Origin of the sequence: Kitasatospora sp. NPDC085464 (genome assembly GCF_044541955.1) — a bacterium.
Lineage (GTDB): Bacteria > Actinomycetota > Actinomycetes > Streptomycetales > Streptomycetaceae > Kitasatospora.
Genome location: NZ_JBITTM010000013.1, coordinates 113788 through 132186 on the forward strand (window position 1 = coordinate 113788; position 18399 = coordinate 132186).

The 18399-nt window shown below is 72.7% G+C and carries 16 protein-coding genes, 1 pseudogene and 1 riboswitch; of the genes and pseudogenes, 7 read left to right on the forward strand and 10 right to left on the reverse strand.

Annotated features, from left to right (window positions below):
* Positions 1-131 precede the first annotated feature (131 nt).
* Positions 132-297: riboswitch (cyclic di-AMP (ydaO/yuaA leader) on the forward strand.
* Position 298: 1 nt separating this feature from the next.
* The gene (locus ACIGG8_RS13955; protein WP_396547907.1) at positions 299-1585 is read left to right on the forward strand and encodes a hypothetical protein; all 1287 of its coding nucleotides are present in this window, start codon (positions 299-301) and stop codon (positions 1583-1585) included.
* Positions 1586-1662: 77 nt separating this feature from the next.
* Here the strand turns inward: ACIGG8_RS13955 and ACIGG8_RS13960 are convergent, their stop codons facing one another.
* Both ACIGG8_RS13960 and ACIGG8_RS13965 read right to left on the reverse strand, forming a co-directional pair.
* Positions 1663-2259: a hypothetical protein gene (locus tag ACIGG8_RS13960; RefSeq protein ID WP_396547908.1), complete on the reverse strand. Its 597-nt coding sequence runs from the start codon at positions 2257-2259 to the stop codon at positions 1663-1665.
* Positions 2260-2657: 398 nt separating this feature from the next.
* Positions 2658-3455 carry an IclR family transcriptional regulator gene (locus ACIGG8_RS13965; RefSeq protein ID WP_350526237.1) on the reverse strand — a complete coding sequence of 266 codons (798 nt, stop codon included), beginning with the start codon at positions 3453-3455 and terminating at the stop codon, positions 2658-2660.
* Positions 3456-3656: 201 nt separating this feature from the next.
* On the opposite strand from ACIGG8_RS13965, the gene aceB reads away from it, so the two are divergent.
* Both aceB and ACIGG8_RS13975 read left to right on the forward strand, forming a co-directional pair.
* Positions 3657-5339, forward strand: a complete 1683-nt coding sequence (gene aceB, locus ACIGG8_RS13970; protein WP_396547910.1) for a malate synthase A — start codon at positions 3657-3659, stop codon at positions 5337-5339.
* 143 nt (positions 5340-5482) lie between these two features.
* Positions 5483-5884 carry a gamma-glutamylcyclotransferase gene (locus tag ACIGG8_RS13975; RefSeq protein ID WP_396547911.1) on the forward strand — a complete coding sequence of 134 codons (402 nt, stop codon included), beginning with the start codon at positions 5483-5485 and terminating at the stop codon, positions 5882-5884.
* Positions 5885-6001: 117 nt separating this feature from the next.
* Here the strand turns inward: ACIGG8_RS13975 and ACIGG8_RS13980 are convergent, their stop codons facing one another.
* On the reverse strand, positions 6002-7021 hold the full coding sequence (locus ACIGG8_RS13980) for a helix-turn-helix domain-containing protein (protein WP_396547913.1): 1020 nt from the start codon (positions 7019-7021) through the stop codon (positions 6002-6004).
* 55 nt (positions 7022-7076) lie between these two features.
* Between ACIGG8_RS13980 and ACIGG8_RS13985 the strand changes: the two genes are divergently transcribed.
* Positions 7077-8330, forward strand: a complete 1254-nt coding sequence (locus tag ACIGG8_RS13985) for an MFS transporter (RefSeq protein ID WP_396547914.1) — start codon at positions 7077-7079, stop codon at positions 8328-8330.
* 225 nt (positions 8331-8555) lie between these two features.
* On the opposite strand, the gene ACIGG8_RS13990 is transcribed toward ACIGG8_RS13985, so the two are convergent.
* From ACIGG8_RS13990 to ACIGG8_RS14020, 7 genes are all read right to left on the reverse strand, one after another.
* Entirely contained in the window at positions 8556-9941 is a 1386-nt protein-coding gene (locus ACIGG8_RS13990) for an 8-oxoguanine deaminase (protein WP_350525491.1), read from the reverse strand.
* 78 nt (positions 9942-10019) lie between these two features.
* Positions 10020-11483 (reverse strand): nucleobase:cation symporter-2 family protein, encoded by a 1464-nt coding sequence (locus tag ACIGG8_RS13995; RefSeq protein ID WP_396547916.1) that lies wholly within the window; start codon positions 11481-11483, stop codon positions 10020-10022.
* Between the two features lie 294 nt (positions 11484-11777).
* Positions 11778-12698, reverse strand: coding sequence for a factor-independent urate hydroxylase (gene pucL, locus ACIGG8_RS14000; protein WP_396547917.1), 921 nt, complete (start codon positions 12696-12698; stop codon positions 11778-11780).
* A 32-nt stretch (positions 12699-12730) separates the two neighbouring features.
* Positions 12731-13066 carry a hydroxyisourate hydrolase gene (gene uraH / locus ACIGG8_RS14005; RefSeq protein WP_396547919.1) on the reverse strand — a complete coding sequence of 112 codons (336 nt, stop codon included), beginning with the start codon at positions 13064-13066 and terminating at the stop codon, positions 12731-12733.
* 197 nt (positions 13067-13263) lie between these two features.
* Entirely contained in the window at positions 13264-13767 is a 504-nt protein-coding gene (gene uraD / locus ACIGG8_RS14010) for a 2-oxo-4-hydroxy-4-carboxy-5-ureidoimidazoline decarboxylase (RefSeq protein WP_396547921.1), read from the reverse strand.
* 226 nt (positions 13768-13993) lie between these two features.
* A complete protein-coding gene (locus tag ACIGG8_RS14015) occupies positions 13994-14374 on the reverse strand; it encodes a helix-turn-helix domain-containing protein (protein ID WP_350525496.1) in 381 nt (126 codons plus the stop codon).
* Complete coding sequence (locus ACIGG8_RS14020; protein WP_396548013.1) at positions 14371-14616, reverse strand: thiamine-binding protein; 246 nt, start codon at positions 14614-14616, stop codon at positions 14371-14373. Before ACIGG8_RS14020 ends, ACIGG8_RS14015 begins: the two co-directional genes overlap by 4 nt.
* 215 nt (positions 14617-14831) lie before the next feature.
* Here ACIGG8_RS14020 and ACIGG8_RS14025 point away from each other — a divergent pair, with 215 nt between their 5' ends.
* The 3 genes and pseudogenes from ACIGG8_RS14025 (at position 14832) to ACIGG8_RS14035 (ending at position 18235) form a co-directional block, all read left to right on the forward strand.
* On the forward strand, positions 14832-15677 hold the full coding sequence (locus ACIGG8_RS14025; protein ID WP_396547924.1) for a TIM barrel protein: 846 nt from the start codon (positions 14832-14834) through the stop codon (positions 15675-15677).
* Positions 15678-15734: 57 nt separating this feature from the next.
* A pseudogene (locus tag ACIGG8_RS14030) lies at positions 15735-16637 on the forward strand (2-hydroxy-3-oxopropionate reductase); the annotation flags it as partial.
* Positions 16638-17092: 455 nt separating this feature from the next.
* On the forward strand, positions 17093-18235 hold the full coding sequence (locus tag ACIGG8_RS14035; RefSeq protein ID WP_396547926.1) for a glycerate kinase: 1143 nt from the start codon (positions 17093-17095) through the stop codon (positions 18233-18235).
* The last annotated feature ends 164 nt before the right edge of the window (positions 18236-18399 follow it).

The window sequence follows — 18399 nt, forward strand, 5'->3', positions numbered from 1 at the left end:
ACCACTGTGAGCTGCGCGACAACCCGTCCGCCGGAGTTGTCCGTTCACGTACGGCCTGCCTAGCCTGCAACGGTCGTCCGCCCCTCGCGGACCCCGCCGCCGGGACGCCGAGTCCCGTCCACCCGTCGGCGGGTCACCGAGCACCACAGCGGACGGGAGCGGGGAAACCAAGGTCGGCGCCCGGCCCGTGCGCTCGCGCGTACGGGTCGAGGCTAGGGGTGAAGCCGCTCCACAGGCGGCCGGGCAACTGCAGCCCGAACCCGACAGCTAACCTCGCAGGCGTCGCAGAGGTCACCTCATGCCCAAGCCTGCTGCCCGGCGCCGCGCACCGCGTCACGCCCGCCCCTCCCACCGCGGCCGCAACGCCGCCTTCGCCGCCACCGGGGCGCTCGCCATCAGCGGCGCCGGCCTGCTCGGCGTGCCGTCCGTCACCGGTGCCCAGGCGGCCACCGCGCCGACCGTCACCCAGGACCGGCTCGCCCCCGCCACCATGGTCGCGGGCAAGGCCGCCACCGCCTCGCTCGGTCTGCACTCCTCGGCCTGCTTCACCGCCAAGACCGTGGGCGTGGGCGTCCGCGACGCGCGCGGCACCAACCTCGACTTCCCCGGCAACGCCTCCAACGTGCAGATCTGCCCGAGCGGCGTGAACTTCACCAGTGGCGCGCGCACCCTGCCGGCCGGGACGTACACCGAGTTCGGATTCTGGCAGGACCTCGGCGGCGTCTGGCACAACCTGCCCTCGCAGCAGCTGGTGGTCTCGGCCACCGCCACCCCGGCCCCGGCGCCGACCCCCACGCAGACCCCGAGCGCCACCGCGACCCCGAGCGCCACCGCGACCCCCGCGCCGACCCCGAGCGCCACGGCGAGCCCGACCACCCCCGCGCCGTCCTCCCCGGTCGCCGGCAAGTCGCTGGCCTGGTCCGACGAGTTCAACAGCGCCATCTCCTGGGGCCAGCGCTGGGTCGGCGACAAGAGCACCGCCTACAAGTACGGGAACCACAACCCGGACGACAACAAGCTGGACTGGCTGAACAAGAACAACGTCAGCGTCGCGAACGGGGTCGCCACCTTCACCGCCACCTCCGGCGGCCCGGCCCTGGAGAACGGCAAGCAGTCCTGGAACACGGGCTTCCTGACCACCGAGGGCTCCGGCGAGGGCTTCCAGGTCAAGACCGGCGACTACGCCGAGACCCGGGTCAAGCTGCCCGCCGGCACCGGCGCCTGGCCCGCCCTGTGGACCTGGAAGAACGGCAACGGCGAGGTCGACTCCTTCGAGTACCACCCCGACAACCCGAACCTGCTGGAGCTGACCAACCACGTCAACCCCGGCAACGCGAAGTACTACACCGACGCGAGCGCCGTCGCGAAGGACCAGTGGGTGACCATCGGCACCTACTACGGCGCCAACTCGGTGGACTGGTACGTCAACGGCGCGAAGGTCTTCTCGGACGGCAAGGGCGTCGGCGCCAACTGGTCGGCGTACCTGATCCTCAACCTCTCGGTGTGCGCGGGCCAGTACCACCCCGCGCCGCAGGGGACCGCTCCGATCACCATGGCCGCCGACTACGTCCGCGTCTACCGGTAGTCGGGTAGGACGTCCCACCGGTCACCGGAAGCCGGCGGCCGCTCGCCGGCGGCCGGTGACCGGTGGGTCGACGTGGTTCAGGAGCCGTCGGCCGGCTCGGCGACCGTGATGTCGAACGGCTGCCGGTGGTTGCTCTCGTCCTGGTCGTCCGCGCTGCGCACCGCGACCCAGCCGCCGCTCAGGGTTCCCACGGGCAGATCGGGATCCAGCCGGACCGGGACGAGGGCGGTCGCGCTGCGCCCCTCCTTCAGCCCGGGGCCGAAGACGCAGCGCACCCGGTGGCCGCCCTGGAACACCTCGCAGTCCTCGGGGAAGAACGGGCCCACCGGGGTCACACCCGGCGGCAGGGTGACCACGACCGTGAACGGGGAGGCGGTGGTCTCCGGGCCCCGGTTGGCGACGAAGGCGTGGATCGTCGTGGTGCCGTCGGGCGCTGCCGCCTCCGGGTCGAGCCGGACCACCTGCAGGCGGGAGTGGGACGGCTGGGCGACCAGGGCCGGCAGCGTCGACACCCCGGGGCCGGCGGACCCGCCCGGTGCGACCGGCGCGACGGGCACGACGGGCACGACCGGCGCGTTCGGCGTGACGACATCCACCGCCGGGCGTGGCTCAGGCCGACGCAGTGCCCAGGACGGGCCGGTGGCCAGCACCGTCGCCGCGCAGCTCGCCGTCACGACCGCGACCAGCCCGACCCGGCCGAACCCCCCGACCCGGCCGAACCCCCCGACTCTCGCGCCGCGCCGCGGGTCCGCGCCACCCCGTACATCCCGGTGTCTCATCCCGGTCACCCTGCTCTCGTGCTCCGGCGGCCGGCACCGTCGCGGGCCGCGTCGGCACCAGGGTGGCCGAGACGCTGCCGTGACCTGGCGCGACCCGACCCGCCCCGCCCGCCGTGCGCTCGAACGGAGGACGCCGGCCCGTCGGCCTGCCCGGCGGGGCGGCGGTCGGCCTGCCCGCTCCGCAACGGCTCAGCCCCGTCCTACGAGACTGTCCTGCCCGCCCGCCGCGCCGGTCCTTCCTCGCCCGCCGAGATCGCCCGCCTCGCCGTACTACCAAGCAGGTTGACGGAGGGTCAGGGTGCGAGGACCTGCCCGAGCCGGGTGGCGATCTGGTGCATCACCGGGACCAGCGAGGCCGCGCCGGCCTGCTCCTCCAGCGCCCGGATGCGCGCCTCCGGCCCGGAGACCGAGAGGGCGGTGGGCGTCGGGGCGCCCGGGACGGCGAGCGCGATGCAGCGGACGCCGATCTCCTGCTCCTGGTCGTCGACGACGTAGCCGCGCTCGCGCGCCTCGGCGAGCTGGCGCATCAGCTCCTGCGGGTCGGTGACCGTGTACTCGGTGTGCGCCGGCAGCGGGTTGGGGCCGAGCACGGCGCGCGCCTCCTCCTCGGGGAGCTGGGCGAGCAGCGCCTTGCCGACGCCGGTGCAGTGCGGCTGCACCCGCCGTCCGACCTCGGTGAACATCCGCATCGAGCGCCGCGACTGCACCTGCCCGACGTACACCACTTCGCCGCCCTCCAGCACCGCCAGGTTCGCGGTCTCACCGGTGGCCTCCATGAGTTCGGCCAGGTAGGGGCGGGCCCAGCTGCCGAGCAGGCGGCCGGCGGTTTCGCCGAGGCGGATCAGCCGGGGGCCGAGGGTGTAGCGGCGTGCGGTGTCCTGGCGGACATAGCCCTGCTGCACGAGGGTACGAACCAGGCGGTGGATGGTCGGCATCGGGAGGCCGGAACTGGTGGAGAGCTCGCTGAGCGTGGCCACGCCGCCCGAGTCGGCCAGCGCCTCCAGGAGTTGGAAGGCGCGTTCGACGGACTGCACGCCGCCGCTCGCGCGGTCGGCGCCCGTCGTCGATGCTGTGTCGGGGGTCGCAACCACCGGCGTTCCCTTCGCTGTCGGGGAGGAGTAGAGTCCCGGCGACCTCTTCAACAAACCGTTGAAATTCTGTATCGCGGAAACTAGTCTCCACCTTACAGAATCGATCTCGCCGACAGGCGGGAATCGACCGAGGAAGTACACGAGGAAGTTCCCACCGGAGCTCCCTTCGCCAGGCTCAACCGTCTTAGGAGTGTCCTGCTCATGGCTGCAGATCAGGGGCCCTCCCCCAGCCTCCGGCCGGGGGTACCCCCAACCACCTCCTCTCCCGCCGCTCCGGTCGTCACTGTCGCCGGTCCGCGCGTCCACCGGGCGGAGGAGGTGCTCACTCCGGAGGCCGTGGCCTTCGTCGTCGGCCTTCACCGCACCTTCGAGGGCCGCCGGCAGGAACTCCTGGCCAGGCGGAAGACCCGACGCGCCGAGATCGCGGCGGCCGGCACGCTGGACTTCCTCCCCGGGACCGCCGACGTCCGGGCCGCGGACTGGAAGGTCGCCGAGGCGCCGCGCGCGCTCCGGGACCGCCGGGTCGAGATCACCGGCCCGACCGACCGCAAGATGGTCATCAACGCCCTCAACTCCGGGGCCCGGGTCTGGCTCGCCGACTTCGAGGACGCCACCTCCCCGACCTGGGAGAACGTGGTCAGCGGCCAGATCAACCTGATCGACGCCTACGAGAGCCGGATCGACTTCACCACCCCGGCCGGCAAGGCCTACACCCTCAAGCCCGCCGCCGAGCTCGCCACCGTCGTGGTCCGCCCGCGCGGCTGGCACCTGGACGAGAACCACCTGCTGGTCGACGGCACCCCGGTCGCCGGCGCGTTCCTCGACTTCGGCCTGTACTTCTTCCACAACGCCGCCCGGCTGCTCGCCAAGGGCACCGACGACCCCAACTCCGGGCCGTACTTCTACCTGCCGAAGACCGAGAGCCACCTGGAGGCCCGGCTCTGGAACGACGTGTTCACCCACGCCCAGGCCGAACTCGGCATCCCGCACGGCACCATCCGCGCCACCGTCCTGATCGAGACCATCACCGCCGCCTTCGAGATGGACGAGATCCTGTACGAGCTGCGCGAGCACGCGGCCGGCCTCAACGCGGGCCGCTGGGACTACCTGTTCTCGATCGTCAAGAACTTCCGCGACGCCGGCGAGCACTACATCCTGCCGGACCGCAACAGCGTCACCATGGCCTCGCCGTTCATGGCCGCCTACACCCGCCTGCTGGTGCAGACCTGCCACCGGCGCGGCGCCCACGCGATCGGCGGCATGGCCGCGTTCATCCCCAGCCGCAAGGACCCCGAGGTCAACGCGGCCGCACTGGAGAAGGTCAAGGCCGACAAGGACCGCGAGGCCGGCAACGGCTTCGACGGCTCCTGGGTCGCCCACCCCGACCTGGTGCCGGTCGCCCGCGCCTCCTTCGACGCGGTCCTCGGCGAGCGGCCCAACCAGAAGGACGACCCCGGCCCGTCCGAGCCGGTCACCGCCGCCCAGCTGCTCGACGTCGCCGGCGCCGGCGGCACCTGCACCCACGCGGGGCTGCACAACGCCGTCCAGGTCGGCATCCGCTACATCGAGGCCTGGCTGCGCGGGCTGGGCGCGGTCGCCATCTTCAACATGATGGAGGACGCCGCCACCGCCGAGATCTCCCGCTCGCAGATCTGGCAGTGGATCCACAACGGGGTCGTGCTGTCCGACACCGGCGAGAAGGCCACCGCCGAGCTGGTCCGCGCGCTCGTCGCCACGGAGCTCGCCGAACTCCTCGCCGAGCTGGGCGAGGACGCCTACAGCGCCGGCCGCTGGCGCGAGGCCGCCAAGCTCTTCGAACAGGTCGCCCTGGCCGAGGAGTTCGCGGACTTCCTGACCCTCCCCGCGCTGCCCCTGCTGGGCTGAGACCAACGTAGTCCGCCGCTGCCGGCGCCGACGCCTGCCAGGCTGTAGCACTCCGGCGGCCCGTTACTCCGTTCCGTACGGCGACGAATCCACCTGTCCTCTCGTCGCCGTACGGAACGGCCTTTCCCACGAGGAGTCCACCCATGCCGCGCATCTTCTTCAACGGCCAGGCGATGGTCGGCGGCCCGTTCCACGCCAAGGTCGCCGACGCGCTGATCGGGCCCGTACGGACCGCACCCGGCTACCGCTTCTTCTCCATCGACCACAGCGGCGGCACGGACGTCTGCCCGGGGCTGCTGCCCGACCCGAACGTCGACACCGCCATCGAGGGCGAGCTGTACGACGTCGGCCTGGAGCGGCTGCGGGACGTCATCCTGCCCGGCGAGCCGCGCGAACTGGAGCTGGGCGTCGTCACGTTGGCGGACGGCTCCGCCTGCTTCTCCATGCTGCTCGCCCGGGGGGAGGTCGAGCGCGGGGTGCACCGCGAGATCACCCACCACGGCGGCTGGCGCGCCTACCTGGCGACGATCGGGCGCTCGGCCTGACGGTGGCGGGGCGGGGGTGGAGGCGGAGCAGTCGGCGGCAACCTTCAGCCGACGACCGACGGATAACAGCTGACAGATGATGAAAGTTGTCAGCTGAATCCTGTTCGCCGACCCCTGTCACCCGTCCGCGCCCGCCACCAGCGCGTTGCCCAGTCGGCTGCGCCGGTACAGGACGCGGTGGCCGTGCCGGGTGCGGTCCAGCAACCCCGCCGCGGCGAGCGCGCCCAGGTGGCGGCTGACCGCGCCCGGGGTGACCCCGAGCCGCTGCGCCAGCTCCGTCGTGCTCGCCGGGGTCTCCAGCATCACCAGCAGCCGCGCCCGCGGCGCCCCGATGAGCCCCACCAGCGCCGCGCCCGCCCGCGCCGACGGCAGCTGCGCACCCAGCCCCTCCGCCATCGTCGCCTTGCCGCGGGCCGGGTAGCAGACCAGCGGCGGCCCCGCCTGGGTGACGTCGGTCTGCGCGCCGAGCCCGAACAGCGTGGGGATCAGCACCAGCCCCCGCCCCGCGACGTCCACCGTGGTGCCCACCGCCTTCACGGCCGGGTGCGGGTCGACGAGCCGCAGCACCCCGGCGTGCCAGGTCAGCCGGGCGTCGAGGTCCGCGAACAGCCCCTCCGCCCCGCGCTCCGAGAGCATCCGCCCCCGGTAGGCGATGTCCGCCTCCAGCACCGACCGGGCGCGCGGCCACCAGGCGGGGGCGAGGCAGTGCGTCCAGTACGCGTCCAGCGCCTCGGCCAGCCGGACGGCCAGGGCCGCCGGGTCGTCGATCAGCGCGCTCAGCACCGGCGGCAGCGGGCTCGGGTTCCCGCCGCCCCGGTACGCCTCCAGCACGTCGGCCCGTACCACCTCCGCCGGCGTGGCTGCCAGCCGCTCCACCTCCGTCGCGAAGTCCGGGCGGGGGCCGAGCGGGCGTGGCGTGAGGAAGTCGGGCACGAAGCCGACCGGCGCGATCATCGACTCCAACAGCGCGGTGTCCAGGGTCTGGTAGCGCTCCTGCCAGCCGGCGATCCACGGCTGCTGCTCCGGGTAGCGGCCCGGCCAGAGGCGGGCGCGCACGCTCAACACCGCCTCCTGCAGGGCGGAGTAGCCGAACCAGGTGGCGGCGAGGTCGTCGACGCCCAAGCGGAACTCGAACATTGACCGCAACGGTAAAAGAGTTCCGCGGCTTCGGAAACCCCGGTCTCCTTCTGCCATGACTACGACCGCCGTGCGTCCGGCCAGTTCCGGACGCCTCCTCCGTCATGACCCGCTGGTGCGCCGGCTCGCCCTGATGAGCCTGGTGACCAACATCGGCAACGGTTTGTTCGTGACGGTCAGCGTGCTGTTCCTGACCCGCTCCGTCGGCCTGACCCCGGGGCAGACGGCGCTCGGGCTCGCCGCGGCCGGCGTCTGCGGGGTGTTCGCCGGGGTGCCCGCGGGGCGGCTCGCCGACCGGGTCGGCAGCAAGCGGCTGCTGCTCGTGGTCGGGCCGCTGGAGGCCGTCGCCGTCCTCGGGTACGCCTTCGTGCACTCCTTCGCCGCCTTCGTCGCGCTCGCCTGCGTGGCGACGCTGCTGGAGCGCGGCGCGGCGGCGGTGCGCAGCGCGCTGATCGCCCGGGTGCTCCCGGCGGAGCGGCAGGTCCACTCGCGGGCGCTGCTGCGGTCGGTGATGAACGCCGGTCTGGTGGTCGGTTCGGGCGGCGCGGCCCTGGCCCTGCAGGCGGACAGTTACACGGGCTACGTGACCGTGATGGTCCTGGACGCGGTCAGCTTCCTCGGTGCCGCGGTGCTCCTGGCGGGGCTGCCCGTCGCCGACGTGACGGACGGTCGGGACGCCGGCAGCTGCGCCCCGGTGCGGACCCGGGGCGCAGCCCTGCGCGACCGCCGCTACCTGCTCGTGGCCGCGCTGCACGCCGTCCTGGAGCTGCAGCTCGCGCTGCTCAGCGTGGGGATACCGCTCTGGACCGTCCTCGCGACGGATGCGCCCGCGGCCGTGGTGGCCGCCGTCAACGTGGTCAACTGCCTGCTGGTGGTGGTGTTCCAGGTGCGGGCGAGCCGGGGCGTCGTGGACGTCCCGTCGGCGGCGCGGGCCTGTCTGCGGGGTGCGCTGCTGCTGGCGGGCGGCTGCCTGCTGTACGCGGCGGCGCAGCTCGGCCCGGCGGCGGTCGCCACGGCGGCGATCCTGCTCGGCGCCCTGGTCCACAGCCTCGGCGAGCTGCTCACCTCGGCCGGCGGCTGGACGCTGAGCCTGGACCTGGCCGATCCGCGGTCCCACGGTGAGTACCAGGGCGTCTTCATGAGCGGCCAGGCGGCGGCGCACGTGCTCGGTCCGGTGGTGGTCGGCCTGACGGTGGTGGACCACGGTGCGGTCGGCTGGGCGGTCCTGGCGGGCGTGTTCGCCCTCGCGGGTGCCGCGCTCCCGGCCGTCACCCGGACACGGACCCGGAGTCGGAGCGAGCAGCGGTGAGCGGGGAGCGGCCGACCGCCGTCCACTGACCCCCGGGAGCGCTCCGGAGCCCTCCTGATCGTCCGGCCGGTTCCCCACGGGGGTGGGAGCCGGCCGGGCCGGGCCGGGCGCGCCGCGGCCCCGGACCCTCGCCGTGGGTCCGGGGCCGCGGTCCGCGCACCCGCGGCGGGGTGCGCGGAGTCCGGGTGCGCACCGTCCCTGGGCGCCCCGGAGTCCGAGGGTGCGTCAGACCGGCCGGGCCGCCAGCTCCCTGGCGGCCCGGGCGCAGTCGCGCGCGATGCGGTCCTCGTTGACGGTGGTCAGCTGTCCCTTCTCGACCACCGCGTTGCCGTTGACGAACAGCACCGACAGGGGCGGCAGCGCGCCGAAGGTGAGGGCGGCGACCGGGTCGGCGATGGAGGAGTGCATGACCCCGTCGATCTTCCAGAGCGCCAGGTCGGCGAGCTTGCCGACCTCGATCGAGCCGATCTCGTCCTGCCGGCCGAGCACCCGGGCGCCGCCCATGGTGCCGAGGCGCAGCGCCTGTCGCCCGGTGAGGGCCTTGGGGGAGCCGTGCAGCCGGTTGATGAGCAGCGCGTTGCGCAGTTCGGTGCCGAGTTCGCCGGACTCGTTGGAGGCGGTGCCGTCCACGCCGAGGCCGACCGGGACGCCGGCCCGGAGCATGTCGGGTACGCGGGCGATGCCGGCGGCGAGGCGGGCGTTGGAGGACGGGCAGTGGGCGACGCCGGTGCCGGTCTCGGCGAACTTGGCGATGTCGGAGTCGTTCATGTGGACGCAGTGCGCCATCCAGACGTCCTCGCCGAGCCAGCCGACCGACTCGAAGTAGTCGGTCGGGCCCATGCCGAACAGCTCCTTGCAGAACTGCTCCTCCTCGGCGGTCTCCGAGCCGTGGGTGTGCAGCCGGACGCCCTTGCGGCGGGCGAGTTCGGCGGACTGGCGGAGCAGGTCGGTGGAGACCGAGAAGGGCGAGCAGGGCGCGATGGCGACGTGCAGCATCGAGCCGAAGGAGGAGTCGTGGTACCGGTCGACGGCGGCCTCGGAGGCGGCCAGGATGTCGTCCAGCTCCTCGACGGCGTGGTCCGGCGGCAGGCCGCCGTCCTTCTTGCTGCGGTCCATCGAGCCGCGCAGCGCGGTGAAGCGCAGGCCGAGCTCCTGGACGGCCTCGATCGAGGCGCCGAGGATGTCGCCGCCGTCCCTGGGGAACACGTAGTGGTGGTCCGAGGCGGTGGTGCAGCCGGACTTGAGCAGGGCGGCGGCGGAGCCCTGGCTGGCGGCGTGGACGAGCTTGTCGTCGATCCGGGCCCAGGTCGGGTAGAGGGCGACCAGCCAGTCGAACAGGATGTCGTCCTGGGCGAGGCCGCGGGTGATCCACTGGTAGAAGTGGTGGTGGGTGTTGACCAGGCCGGGGGTGACCAGGTGGCCCTCGCCGTTGATCCGGCGCACCACGTTGTCCAGCCACGCGGGGGCGGGGCCGGAGCCGACCGCCTCGATCGTGTTGCCGAGGATGACCACGTGCCCGCGGGCGTACTCGGTGTCGTTCGCGTCCACGGTGGCGATCGCGACGTTCTCGATCACGATGCGCTGGTCGGCGGGTGGGGGCTGGACTGCCATGGTGTCACTCCTAGGGGGGAGGGCCGGGAGGGGTGCGCGTCGGGCGTGTGCGGGTGGCACGCGCCCCTCCCGGGCCGGTCAGGACGGTGTCGCCGTCGGCACCGTCGCGCCGGAGGCCTGGCCGGATCTGGACCGGCGGGTGGTTCCGACGTGGTGGAAGAGCAGGTTGAGCAGGACGGCCATCACGCAGCCGGCCGAGATCCCCGAGTGCATCAGGGTCCGGACGGCCTCCGGGAAGGGGTCGTAGAACGTCGGCACCGCGATGGGGATGATGCCGACGCCGAGGGAGACCGACACCAGGATGGTGTGGGAGCTGGACTCCATGCCCGCCTCCGCGAGGGTGCGGATGCCGCTCGCCGCGACCGTGCCGAAGAGCACGATCCCGGCGCCGCCGAGGACGGGCTGCGGCACCAGGGAGACGACCGAGCCCAGCACGGGGAACAGCCCCAGCAGGACCAGGATGCCGCCGCCGGCCGCGACCACGAAGCGGCTGCGGATCTTCGTCAGCGCCACCAGCCCGATGTTCTGGGCGAAGGCGCTGGCGGCGAAGCCGTTGAAGACGGGGCTGAGCGCGGTGGCCAGGCCGTCGGCCCGCAGGCCGGCGGCGAGGGTGGGCTCGTCGGCCTCGCGGTCGACGATCTTGCCGAGCGCGAGCATGTCGGCGGTGGACTCGGTCATCGAGACCACCATGACGATGCAGAGCGAGGCGATCGCGGCAGCGTCGAACATCGGCGCGCCGAAGTGGAACGGGGAGGGGAGCGCGAAGACCTTCGCGTCCCGGACCGCGCCGAAGTCGGCCAGTCCCAGCGGGAGGGCGGTCAGGGTGCCGAACGCCAGGCCGATGAGCAGGGACAGCTGCTGCCAGAAGCCGCGCAGCAGCCGGTTGCAGAGCACCACCGCGACGAGGGTGGTCGCGGCGAGGCCGATGGCCCGCATGGAGCCGTACCCGGGGGCGCTCGGCGAGCCGCCGCGCGCCCAGTTGACCGCCACCGGGAGCAGGGACACCCCGATGAGGGTGATCACGGTGCCCTGGACGACCGGGGGGAAGAACCGGATGAGCTTGCAGAAGTACGGCGCCGCGAGGAAGCACAGGACCCCCGCGACGATCACCGCTCCGAAGATCACCGGGAGGGCGTCCTTCGGTCCGTGCTCCTTCGCTATGGCGATCATGGGCGCGACCCCCGCGAAGGAGACGCCGTTCACGAACGGCAGCCGCGCGCCGATCTTCCAGACGCCGAGCGTCTGGAGGAGGGTGGCCAGTCCGGCGGTGAACAGGCTGGCCGAGATGAGCAGGGCGAGTTCGGCGGGGGAGAGCCCGACGCCGGCGCCGACGATGAGCGGGGGTGCGACGACTCCCGCGTACATCGCGGCGACGTGCTGGAGTCCGGTGGAGACCAGCTTCACCGGGGGCAGCAACTCGTCCACGGGGTGGGGCCCGTGGACGGAGGGATCACCGGGGAGGTGTGCCGGTGAGCCCTCCGGGCCGTGGGTTCTTGCAGGGGTGGAACCGCCGTCTGTACTGCTGGTGTTGCTGGGTGCCATGTCGAGCCCCTCTTGTGCCCGTGGCTCCCGGCGCGCCCGCGGCGCTGGAGACCCCCCGAGGACGGGACGGCGGAGCAAGGATTCCTCGGGGTGCTTCTCCAGTGCCCCGGGCCGGCCGCCGCGAGGCAGACACGAACTCCGGTGGGTGGGGGTGGAGAAACTGGTGGTGCGGGTGGTGCGGGTGGAGAAACGGGTGGTGCGGGTGGTGCGCGTGGACCTGCCCGCCCGGGCTCGACCGGCCTGCGAGGGCCGGAGGGTACGGCGATTCCGGGCGGTGTCCACGGGTGGAGGAGGTCAGACGACCGGGATGACCGGGACGACGCCCTCGCGGTGCACGGTGCCCTCGATCAGGCCGTACATGCGGTCCGCGGCGTAGTAGACCTCGTTCTCGTTCTTGAGGCCGAAGGGCTCCAGGTCGACGAGGAAGTGGTGCTTGTTGGGCAGTTCGAGGCGTACCTCGTCCACCTCGGCGCGGTTGTTGAGGACCCGGGTGCCCATCGCGTGCAGGGTCTGCTGCAGCGAGTAGGAGTAGGTCTCGGCGAACGCCTCCAGCATGTGCCGCTTCACGTGGGCGTAGGAGCGGTTCCAGTTGGGCTGGGCCTCGCCGTCCCTGCCGCTGTAGCCGTACTTCCAGCGGGCGGTGACCTGGGTGGCGAGGATGCGGTCGTACGCCTCCTGCAGGGTGGTGTACCTGTCCTTGATGTAGCCCCAGAACTCCGAGTTGGTGGAGTTCATCACCACGAGGTCCTTGAGGCCGGAGATGACCCGGACGGTCTCGCCGTCGTAGGAGATCTCGGTGGTGCGGACCTCCTGGCCGGTGCGGACGAAGGAGTGGCCGACCTCCTCCGAGCCGATGAAGCGGGCCGAGCTGTCCGGCGTCCTGATCCGGTCCCAGGAGTACTCCTCGATCCGGATCCGGGCGCCGTGGACGACGCCGCGCTCGGTGTTGTCGACGAAGTGGCGTGCCAGGACGATGCCGAAGGCCTCGGCCGACTCGATGCCGTACTCCTTGGCGAAGGCGTAGACGGTGTTCTTGGTGGTGTCGGTGGGGAGGCAGTTGGCGTTGGACCCGGTGAGGTGGACGTCCTCGAACTCACCCTGGAGGGAGACCGAGACGTTCAGGTCCTTGATCTCGTGCCGGGTGGAGTCGCGGGAGATCCGGACGATGCGGTTCTCCGCCTTGCCGTACTGGTTCTGACCGAGCACGTGGGCCATGACGTGGCTCCTAGAGCTTCCAGGTCGGTCTACTAGCTTCCGCGGTAGACCGAGTATCCGAACGGGTTGAGCAGCAGCGGCACGTGGTAGTGGTGCTGTTCGGGCGCGACCGTGAAGACGATCGAGACCTCGGGGAAGAACGGCGGCTCCGTGGACTTGAGCGCGTAGTAGGCACCGGTGTCGAAGAGCAGCCGGACGACCGAGCCCGCCTCCACGACCGGGAGGTCCTTGACCCGGCCGTCGGAGTCCGTGGCGGAGGTGCCGAGCACCTGCCAGCCACCCTCGGTGTGCAGTGCGAGCTCGACCGGGACACCCTCGGCCGGGCGGCCGAGGCTGGTGTCGAGCACGTGGGTGGAGATGCCAGTCATGGGTGAAGTGACCTTACTGATGGCAGAGGTGATGGTGCGTCAGGTTCCTTGTGACATGCCGGCCTGTCCGGGTGCGGGAGCGACACGGGCTGACGGTCGATCAGAGGTGCTGGTCGGGCCGGTGTCGATCGGGCGGTGTCGATCGGAGAGTGCCGATCGGGGGTGCCGATCGGGCGATGCCGATGAGGCGGTGTCGATCAGGCCGTGTCGATCAGACGGTTGAGCCGGATGTCGTTGATCTTGCGCAGCTCCCCGCGGACGATCTCCGCCTCGGTGGCGGCGTCGTTGGGGTGGCGCTCGCGCAGGGCGGCGAGCATGCCGGTCGCGGTGCGGCCGGTCGCGCAGATCAGGAACACGTGGCCGAACTTCGCCTCGTAGGCGGCGTTGGCCTCGCGCAGTTCGTCGAGGACCGCTTGGTCCACGCCCTGGATCCCGGCCTGTTCGCGCTCGGAGGTGGCGTCGCCCGGCTTGGGCGTGCCGATCCGGGCGTGGCCGGCCATCGCGTCGCGCAGGTCCTCGGCCGTCAGCGACGCCATGGCCGCCGCGTTGGCGGCGAGCAGGGCCCCGCGGTCGGACCAGGGCTTGGCCTCCGCTACCGCGGCGGCCCAGCGGGGGCTGGAGCATACCTCCAGCAGGATCGCTTCCAGCTCGGCGGCGTCGACCGCAGCCAGGGCGTCAAGGGCGTGGGGGTGGTTGGTCACGGGTGGACCTCCTGAAGAGTGGTGCCACCCGGAAAAGCTAGATCGACCCCACCCGGCCGTCAACACTTTGTTGAACGGTTGGTGGTTACGTTTTGAACCGGCCCGCCGTGCCGGGCCCTTTCGTGTGCGATTCGCCAAGTGTGCCCCGCCGCGGGCCGATCCAGACTGGCCGCACCGACGGGGTCACCCGTTCGGAAGCCCTCGCGAGGGGGCTTCGGGAAGCTCGTCAGGAGGACTTCGAGCCGTCCTGGCGGTTCAGGTAGTTGTACACCGTGAAGCGGCTGACGCCCAGGGCCGAGGCGACCGTCTCGACGCCGTGGCGGACGGTGAAGGCGCCGCGCTCCTCCAGCAGGGCGACGACCCGCTGCTTCTCCAGCCGGTCCAGCTCGGCCAGCGGGCGGCCGTCGAACTGGCGGGTCATCTCGGCCAGCAGCCGGTCCAGCGCGCTGCTGAGGTGGGGCAGCCGGACGGCCAGTGCCGGCGTGCCCTCCCACTCCAGGACGACGTCCTCGGGCTTCGCCTCGTCCAACGGGACGGGCGTCGCGCCGACCGCGTCCAGCAGCGGCTTTATCGCCGCGGCGAGCGGGTGTTCCACGTGTTCGGTCACGGCGTACCGCCCTCCTCGTCCAGGACGCTGACCTGGACCGAGATGCGGGTCGCGCCCGCATCCAGGGTCTCCCGGAGCAGCTTGGTCACCGCGGCGAGGACCTGGTCGGCCTCGCCCTCGGCGCCGGTCCCGAAGGGGCCGACCGACACGGCCAGGCCGGCGTCGTCGACCGCCTTGCGGGCCGCCGCGGCGTGCTCCGGGAACGTGTCCAGTTCGAACGGTTCTGTCGTGAACTCCACCATCAATCGCACGGGATCACTGTATCGAGCGGGGGTGCGGGCGGGCAGGGGCTGGGTGATCGAACAGCCGGGGGCGGGGTGGTGGAGTGCACTCCGAGCGTCTTCAACAAATTGTTGCGACGCCCTTGACACTCGCTTCGCCGTCCGGAGATGCTTCCACCACACAGAATCCCTCTTCCGGATCGTGGAAGTTGCGGATGACGGAAGAGAGATGAGAGGTGATTGACGTGACGGCCGCTGCCAAGCACCACTTCACGGTCAACCTGTCGATCCTGTTCGGCGAGCTGCCCCTCCTGGAGCGCCCCGCCGCGGCCGCCGCGGCCGGCTTCACCGCCGCCGAGCTCTGGTGGCCCTTCGGCGAGGAGCACGACCCCTCGGAGGCCGAGATCGACGCGCTCCGCAAGGCGTTCACCGACGCCGGGGTGCGGCTCACCGGCCTCAACTTCCTGGACGACCTCGGCAGGGGCGCCCGCGGGACGGTCTCCGTACCGTCCGAGCGGGACCGCTTCCGGGCCAACGTCCCGGTCGCCGCCGGGATCGCCGGCTCGCTCGGCACCAAGGCGCTCAACGCGCTGTACGGCAACCGGGTGGCGGGCGTCGAGGCGGCCGAGCAGGACGCCCTCGCGCTGGAGAACCTGGTGCTCGCCGCCCGGGCGGCGCACGGGATCGGCGCGGTCCTGCTGATCGAGGCCCTGAACGGGGCCGAGTCCCCGGACTACCCGCTGGTCTCCGCCGCCGCGGCGGTCGAGGTCGTCGACAAGGTCAACGCCGCCACCGGCCTGGGCAACGCCCGGTTCCTGTGCGACCTCTACCACCTGGCCAAGAACGGCGAGGACCTCGCGCAGGTCATCGACGCGTACGCCGACCGCATCGGCCACGTGCAGATCGCCGACAACCCGGGCCGCAACGAGCCCGGCACCGGCGGCCTGGACTTCGAGGACCTGTTCGCCCGGCTCACCGCCGCCGGCTACACCGGCCCGATCGGCCTGGAGTACCGCCCCTCCACCGGCGTCAGCGCCGACAGCTTCGGGTGGCTGCCGCGCGAGCTGCGCGCCGCCGCGTAGCGCTCGCCGAGCCGCGACGCGACGCGCCGCCGACCCACCCTCCAACCCCGCACACGTAAGGAACTCGACGCGATGAGCCGCAAGATCGCCTTCATCGGCCTCGGCATCATGGGCAGCCCGATGGCCGCCAACCTGGTCAAGGCCGGCCACCACGTCACCGGCTTCAACCTCACCCAGCCGCAGATCGACGCCCTGGTCGCGGCCGGCGGCCACGACGCCGCCTCCATCGCGGACGCGGTGCAGGACGCCGAGGTCGTCATCACCATGGTCCCGGCCGACCCGCACGTCGAGCAGGTCATCCTGGGCGAGGGCGGCGTGCTGGAGAACGCCAAGCCCGGCACCCTGGTGATCGACATGTCCTCGATCACCCCGCAGACCTCGATCAAGGTCGAGGCGGCCGCCAAGGAGAAGGGCGTCCGTACGCTGGACGCCCCGGTCTCCGGCGGCGAGGCCGGTGCCGTCGAGGCCGTCCTGTCGATCATGGTCGGCGGCGCCGCCGAGGACTTCGCCGAGGCCAAGCCGCTGTTCGACGCGCTGGGCACCACCGTGATCCACGTCGGTCCGGCCGGCGCCGGCCAGACCGTCAAGGCCGCCAATCAGCTGATCGTCGCCGTCAACATCCAGGTGCTGGCCGAGGCCGTGATCTTCCTGGAGAACGCCGGCGTCGACCTGCAGGCCGCGCTGGACGTGCTCGGCGGCGGCCTGGCCGGCTCCACCGTGCTCAATCGCAAGAAGGCGAACATGCTGAACCGCGAGTTCGCCCCGGGCTTCCGGATCGACCTGCACCACAAGGACATGGGCATCGTCACCGACGCCGCCCGCGCCGTGGGCGCCGCGCTGCCGGTCGGCGCCGTGGTGGCCCAGCTGGTCGCCTCCGCCCGGGCCAACGGCGACGGCTCGCTCGACCACTCGGCGCTGCTGCGCGGCGTCGAGCGGCTCTCCGGCCGCGAGGTCGCGTAACACCCTCGGGGGCTCCCGCGCGGAGCCCCCGTCCCTGACTCCTCCTGGCGGCGTGTACCCATCCGGTCGTGCCCGCGCCGCCAGGAGGTCGAACCCGACCGGCGTGCGGGCTGGGGCTCATCCGCCCGCCCGCCGGTCGATCCAGCCGGTGATGCGTACTCCCACCAGGGGGCACTTCGGTCGTGCCTGCGCGTCGCCTGGCCCCCTCCCCGCCGAGGGGAGCCCCCCGTACGTCGGAAGCGGGACGGGGGGAACGGCGGGGAGGGGGTCGCACCCTCCCGGGGCAGGGCCCGTTCAGAGCGGTCCCGTTCACACCGGGCCCGTTCACACCGGTCCGGGCAGGGACCGTTCACACCGGTTCGGGCCGAGGGGCTCGCACCCCCGGACCTCCGGGCACATGCTTGACGCACGTCGCAGTACCACCGCCACACCCGTACGGAAGCGAGGACCGCACCATGCCCCCCACCCCCCGCCAGGGCCATGTGGTCGTCGCCCCCGACAAGTTCAAGGGCAGCCTGGAGGGCGCCGAGGTGGCCGCCCGGATCGCCGCCGGCATCCGCCGCGCCGCGCCCGGCACCGAGGTGCGCGAGCTGCCCGTCGCCGACGGCGGCGAGGGCACCCTGGCCGCCGCGCTCGCGGCCGGCTTCGACCGCGTGCCGGCCAAGGTGGCCGGTCCGACCGGTCTGCCGGTGGACGCCGCGCTCGCCGTCCGGGGTGACACGGCCGTCGTCGAACTGGCGCAGTCCTCGGGCCTCGCCCGGCTGCCCGGCGGCCGGACCGCCCCGCTCGCTGCCGGGTCCTTCGGGGTCGGCCAGCTGATCGCCCGGGCCGTCTCGCTCGGCGTCAAGCGGATCGTGCTGGGCCTCGGCGGCAGCGCCTGTACGGACGGCGGTGCGGGCATGGTGCAGGCGCTCGGGGTGCGCCTGCGGGACGCCGACGGCGCCGAACTCCCTCCCGGCGGTGCCGCGTTGCGCAGGCTCGCGGAGATCGAGCTCGGCCCGCTGGCCGACGCGCTGGGCGGTGTCGAGATCGTGGTGGCCTGCGACGTGGACAACCCGCTGCTCGGGCCGCGCGGCGCCACAGCCGTCTACGGTCCGCAGAAGGGCGCGGACGGCGACGACCTGGTGGTCCTGGAGGAAGGACTCACCCGGTTCGCCGACCTCGTCGCCGAAGCCACCGGACGGGACGTCCGGGAGGCCCCCGGCGCCGGCGCCGCGGGCGGGGTGGGCTTCGCCGCCCTCGCCCTGCTCGGCGCCACCATGCGACCCGGCATCGAGCTGCTGCTCGACCTGCTGGGCTTCGACGAGGCCGTGCGTGGGGCACGCCTCGTCGTGACCGGCGAGGGTTGCCTGGACGCGCAGACGCTCCACGGCAAGGCCCCCGCCGGGGTTGCCGCGGCGGCCGCCCGGGCGGGGGTTCGGGTGGCTGCCGTGGCGGGCCGGCTGGAACTCGCCGAGCCGCAGTGGCGGGCGGCCGGCTTCGCCGCCGCGATCGCGCTGACCGACCTGGCCGAACAGCCCGGGGACAGCATGGCCAGGGCCGCCGAGCTGGCCGAGGTCGCGGGGGAGCGGTTGGCCGGTGTGCTGCTGCCGCGCTGAACCCTCGTAGGTTCATCCATTGACGTTTTGTTGAAGGCGGGCCTAGGCTCCCCGCAATCCCCGCCTCCTCCCTCGCCTCCCTCCTCGCCCCTTCCTTCGCCCCTCCCGCGAATCGTTGCCGCGAACCGTTGCGAAGCGCCCCCCAAACCACCACCCCCGACTCC

What these genes read in the sequence shown, in the direction of transcription:
- ACIGG8_RS13955 (WP_396547907.1), top strand. Translation starts at nt 299, where the DNA reads ATGCCCAAGCCTGCTGCCCGGCGCCGCGCACCGCGTCACGCCCGCCCC.
- aceB (WP_396547910.1), top strand. Translation starts at nt 3,657, where the DNA reads ATGGCTGCAGATCAGGGGCCCTCCCCCAGCCTCCGGCCGGGGGTACCC.
- ACIGG8_RS13975 (WP_396547911.1), top strand. Translation starts at nt 5,483, where the DNA reads ATGCCGCGCATCTTCTTCAACGGCCAGGCGATGGTCGGCGGCCCGTTC.
- ACIGG8_RS13980 (WP_396547913.1), bottom strand. Translation starts at nt 7,021, where the DNA reads ATGTTCGAGTTCCGCTTGGGCGTCGACGACCTCGCCGCCACCTGGTTC.
- ACIGG8_RS13985 (WP_396547914.1), top strand. Translation starts at nt 7,077, where the DNA reads ATGACTACGACCGCCGTGCGTCCGGCCAGTTCCGGACGCCTCCTCCGT.
- ACIGG8_RS13990 (WP_350525491.1), bottom strand. Translation starts at nt 9,941, where the DNA reads ATGGCAGTCCAGCCCCCACCCGCCGACCAGCGCATCGTGATCGAGAAC.
- ACIGG8_RS13995 (WP_396547916.1), bottom strand. Translation starts at nt 11,483, where the DNA reads ATGGCACCCAGCAACACCAGCAGTACAGACGGCGGTTCCACCCCTGCA.
- pucL (WP_396547917.1), bottom strand. Translation starts at nt 12,698, where the DNA reads ATGGCCCACGTGCTCGGTCAGAACCAGTACGGCAAGGCGGAGAACCGC.
- uraH (WP_396547919.1), bottom strand. Translation starts at nt 13,066, where the DNA reads ATGACTGGCATCTCCACCCACGTGCTCGACACCAGCCTCGGCCGCCCG.
- ACIGG8_RS14020 (WP_396548013.1), bottom strand. Translation starts at nt 14,616, where the DNA reads ATGGTGGAGTTCACGACAGAACCGTTCGAACTGGACACGTTCCCGGAG.
- ACIGG8_RS14035 (WP_396547926.1), top strand. Translation starts at nt 17,093, where the DNA reads ATGCCCCCCACCCCCCGCCAGGGCCATGTGGTCGTCGCCCCCGACAAG.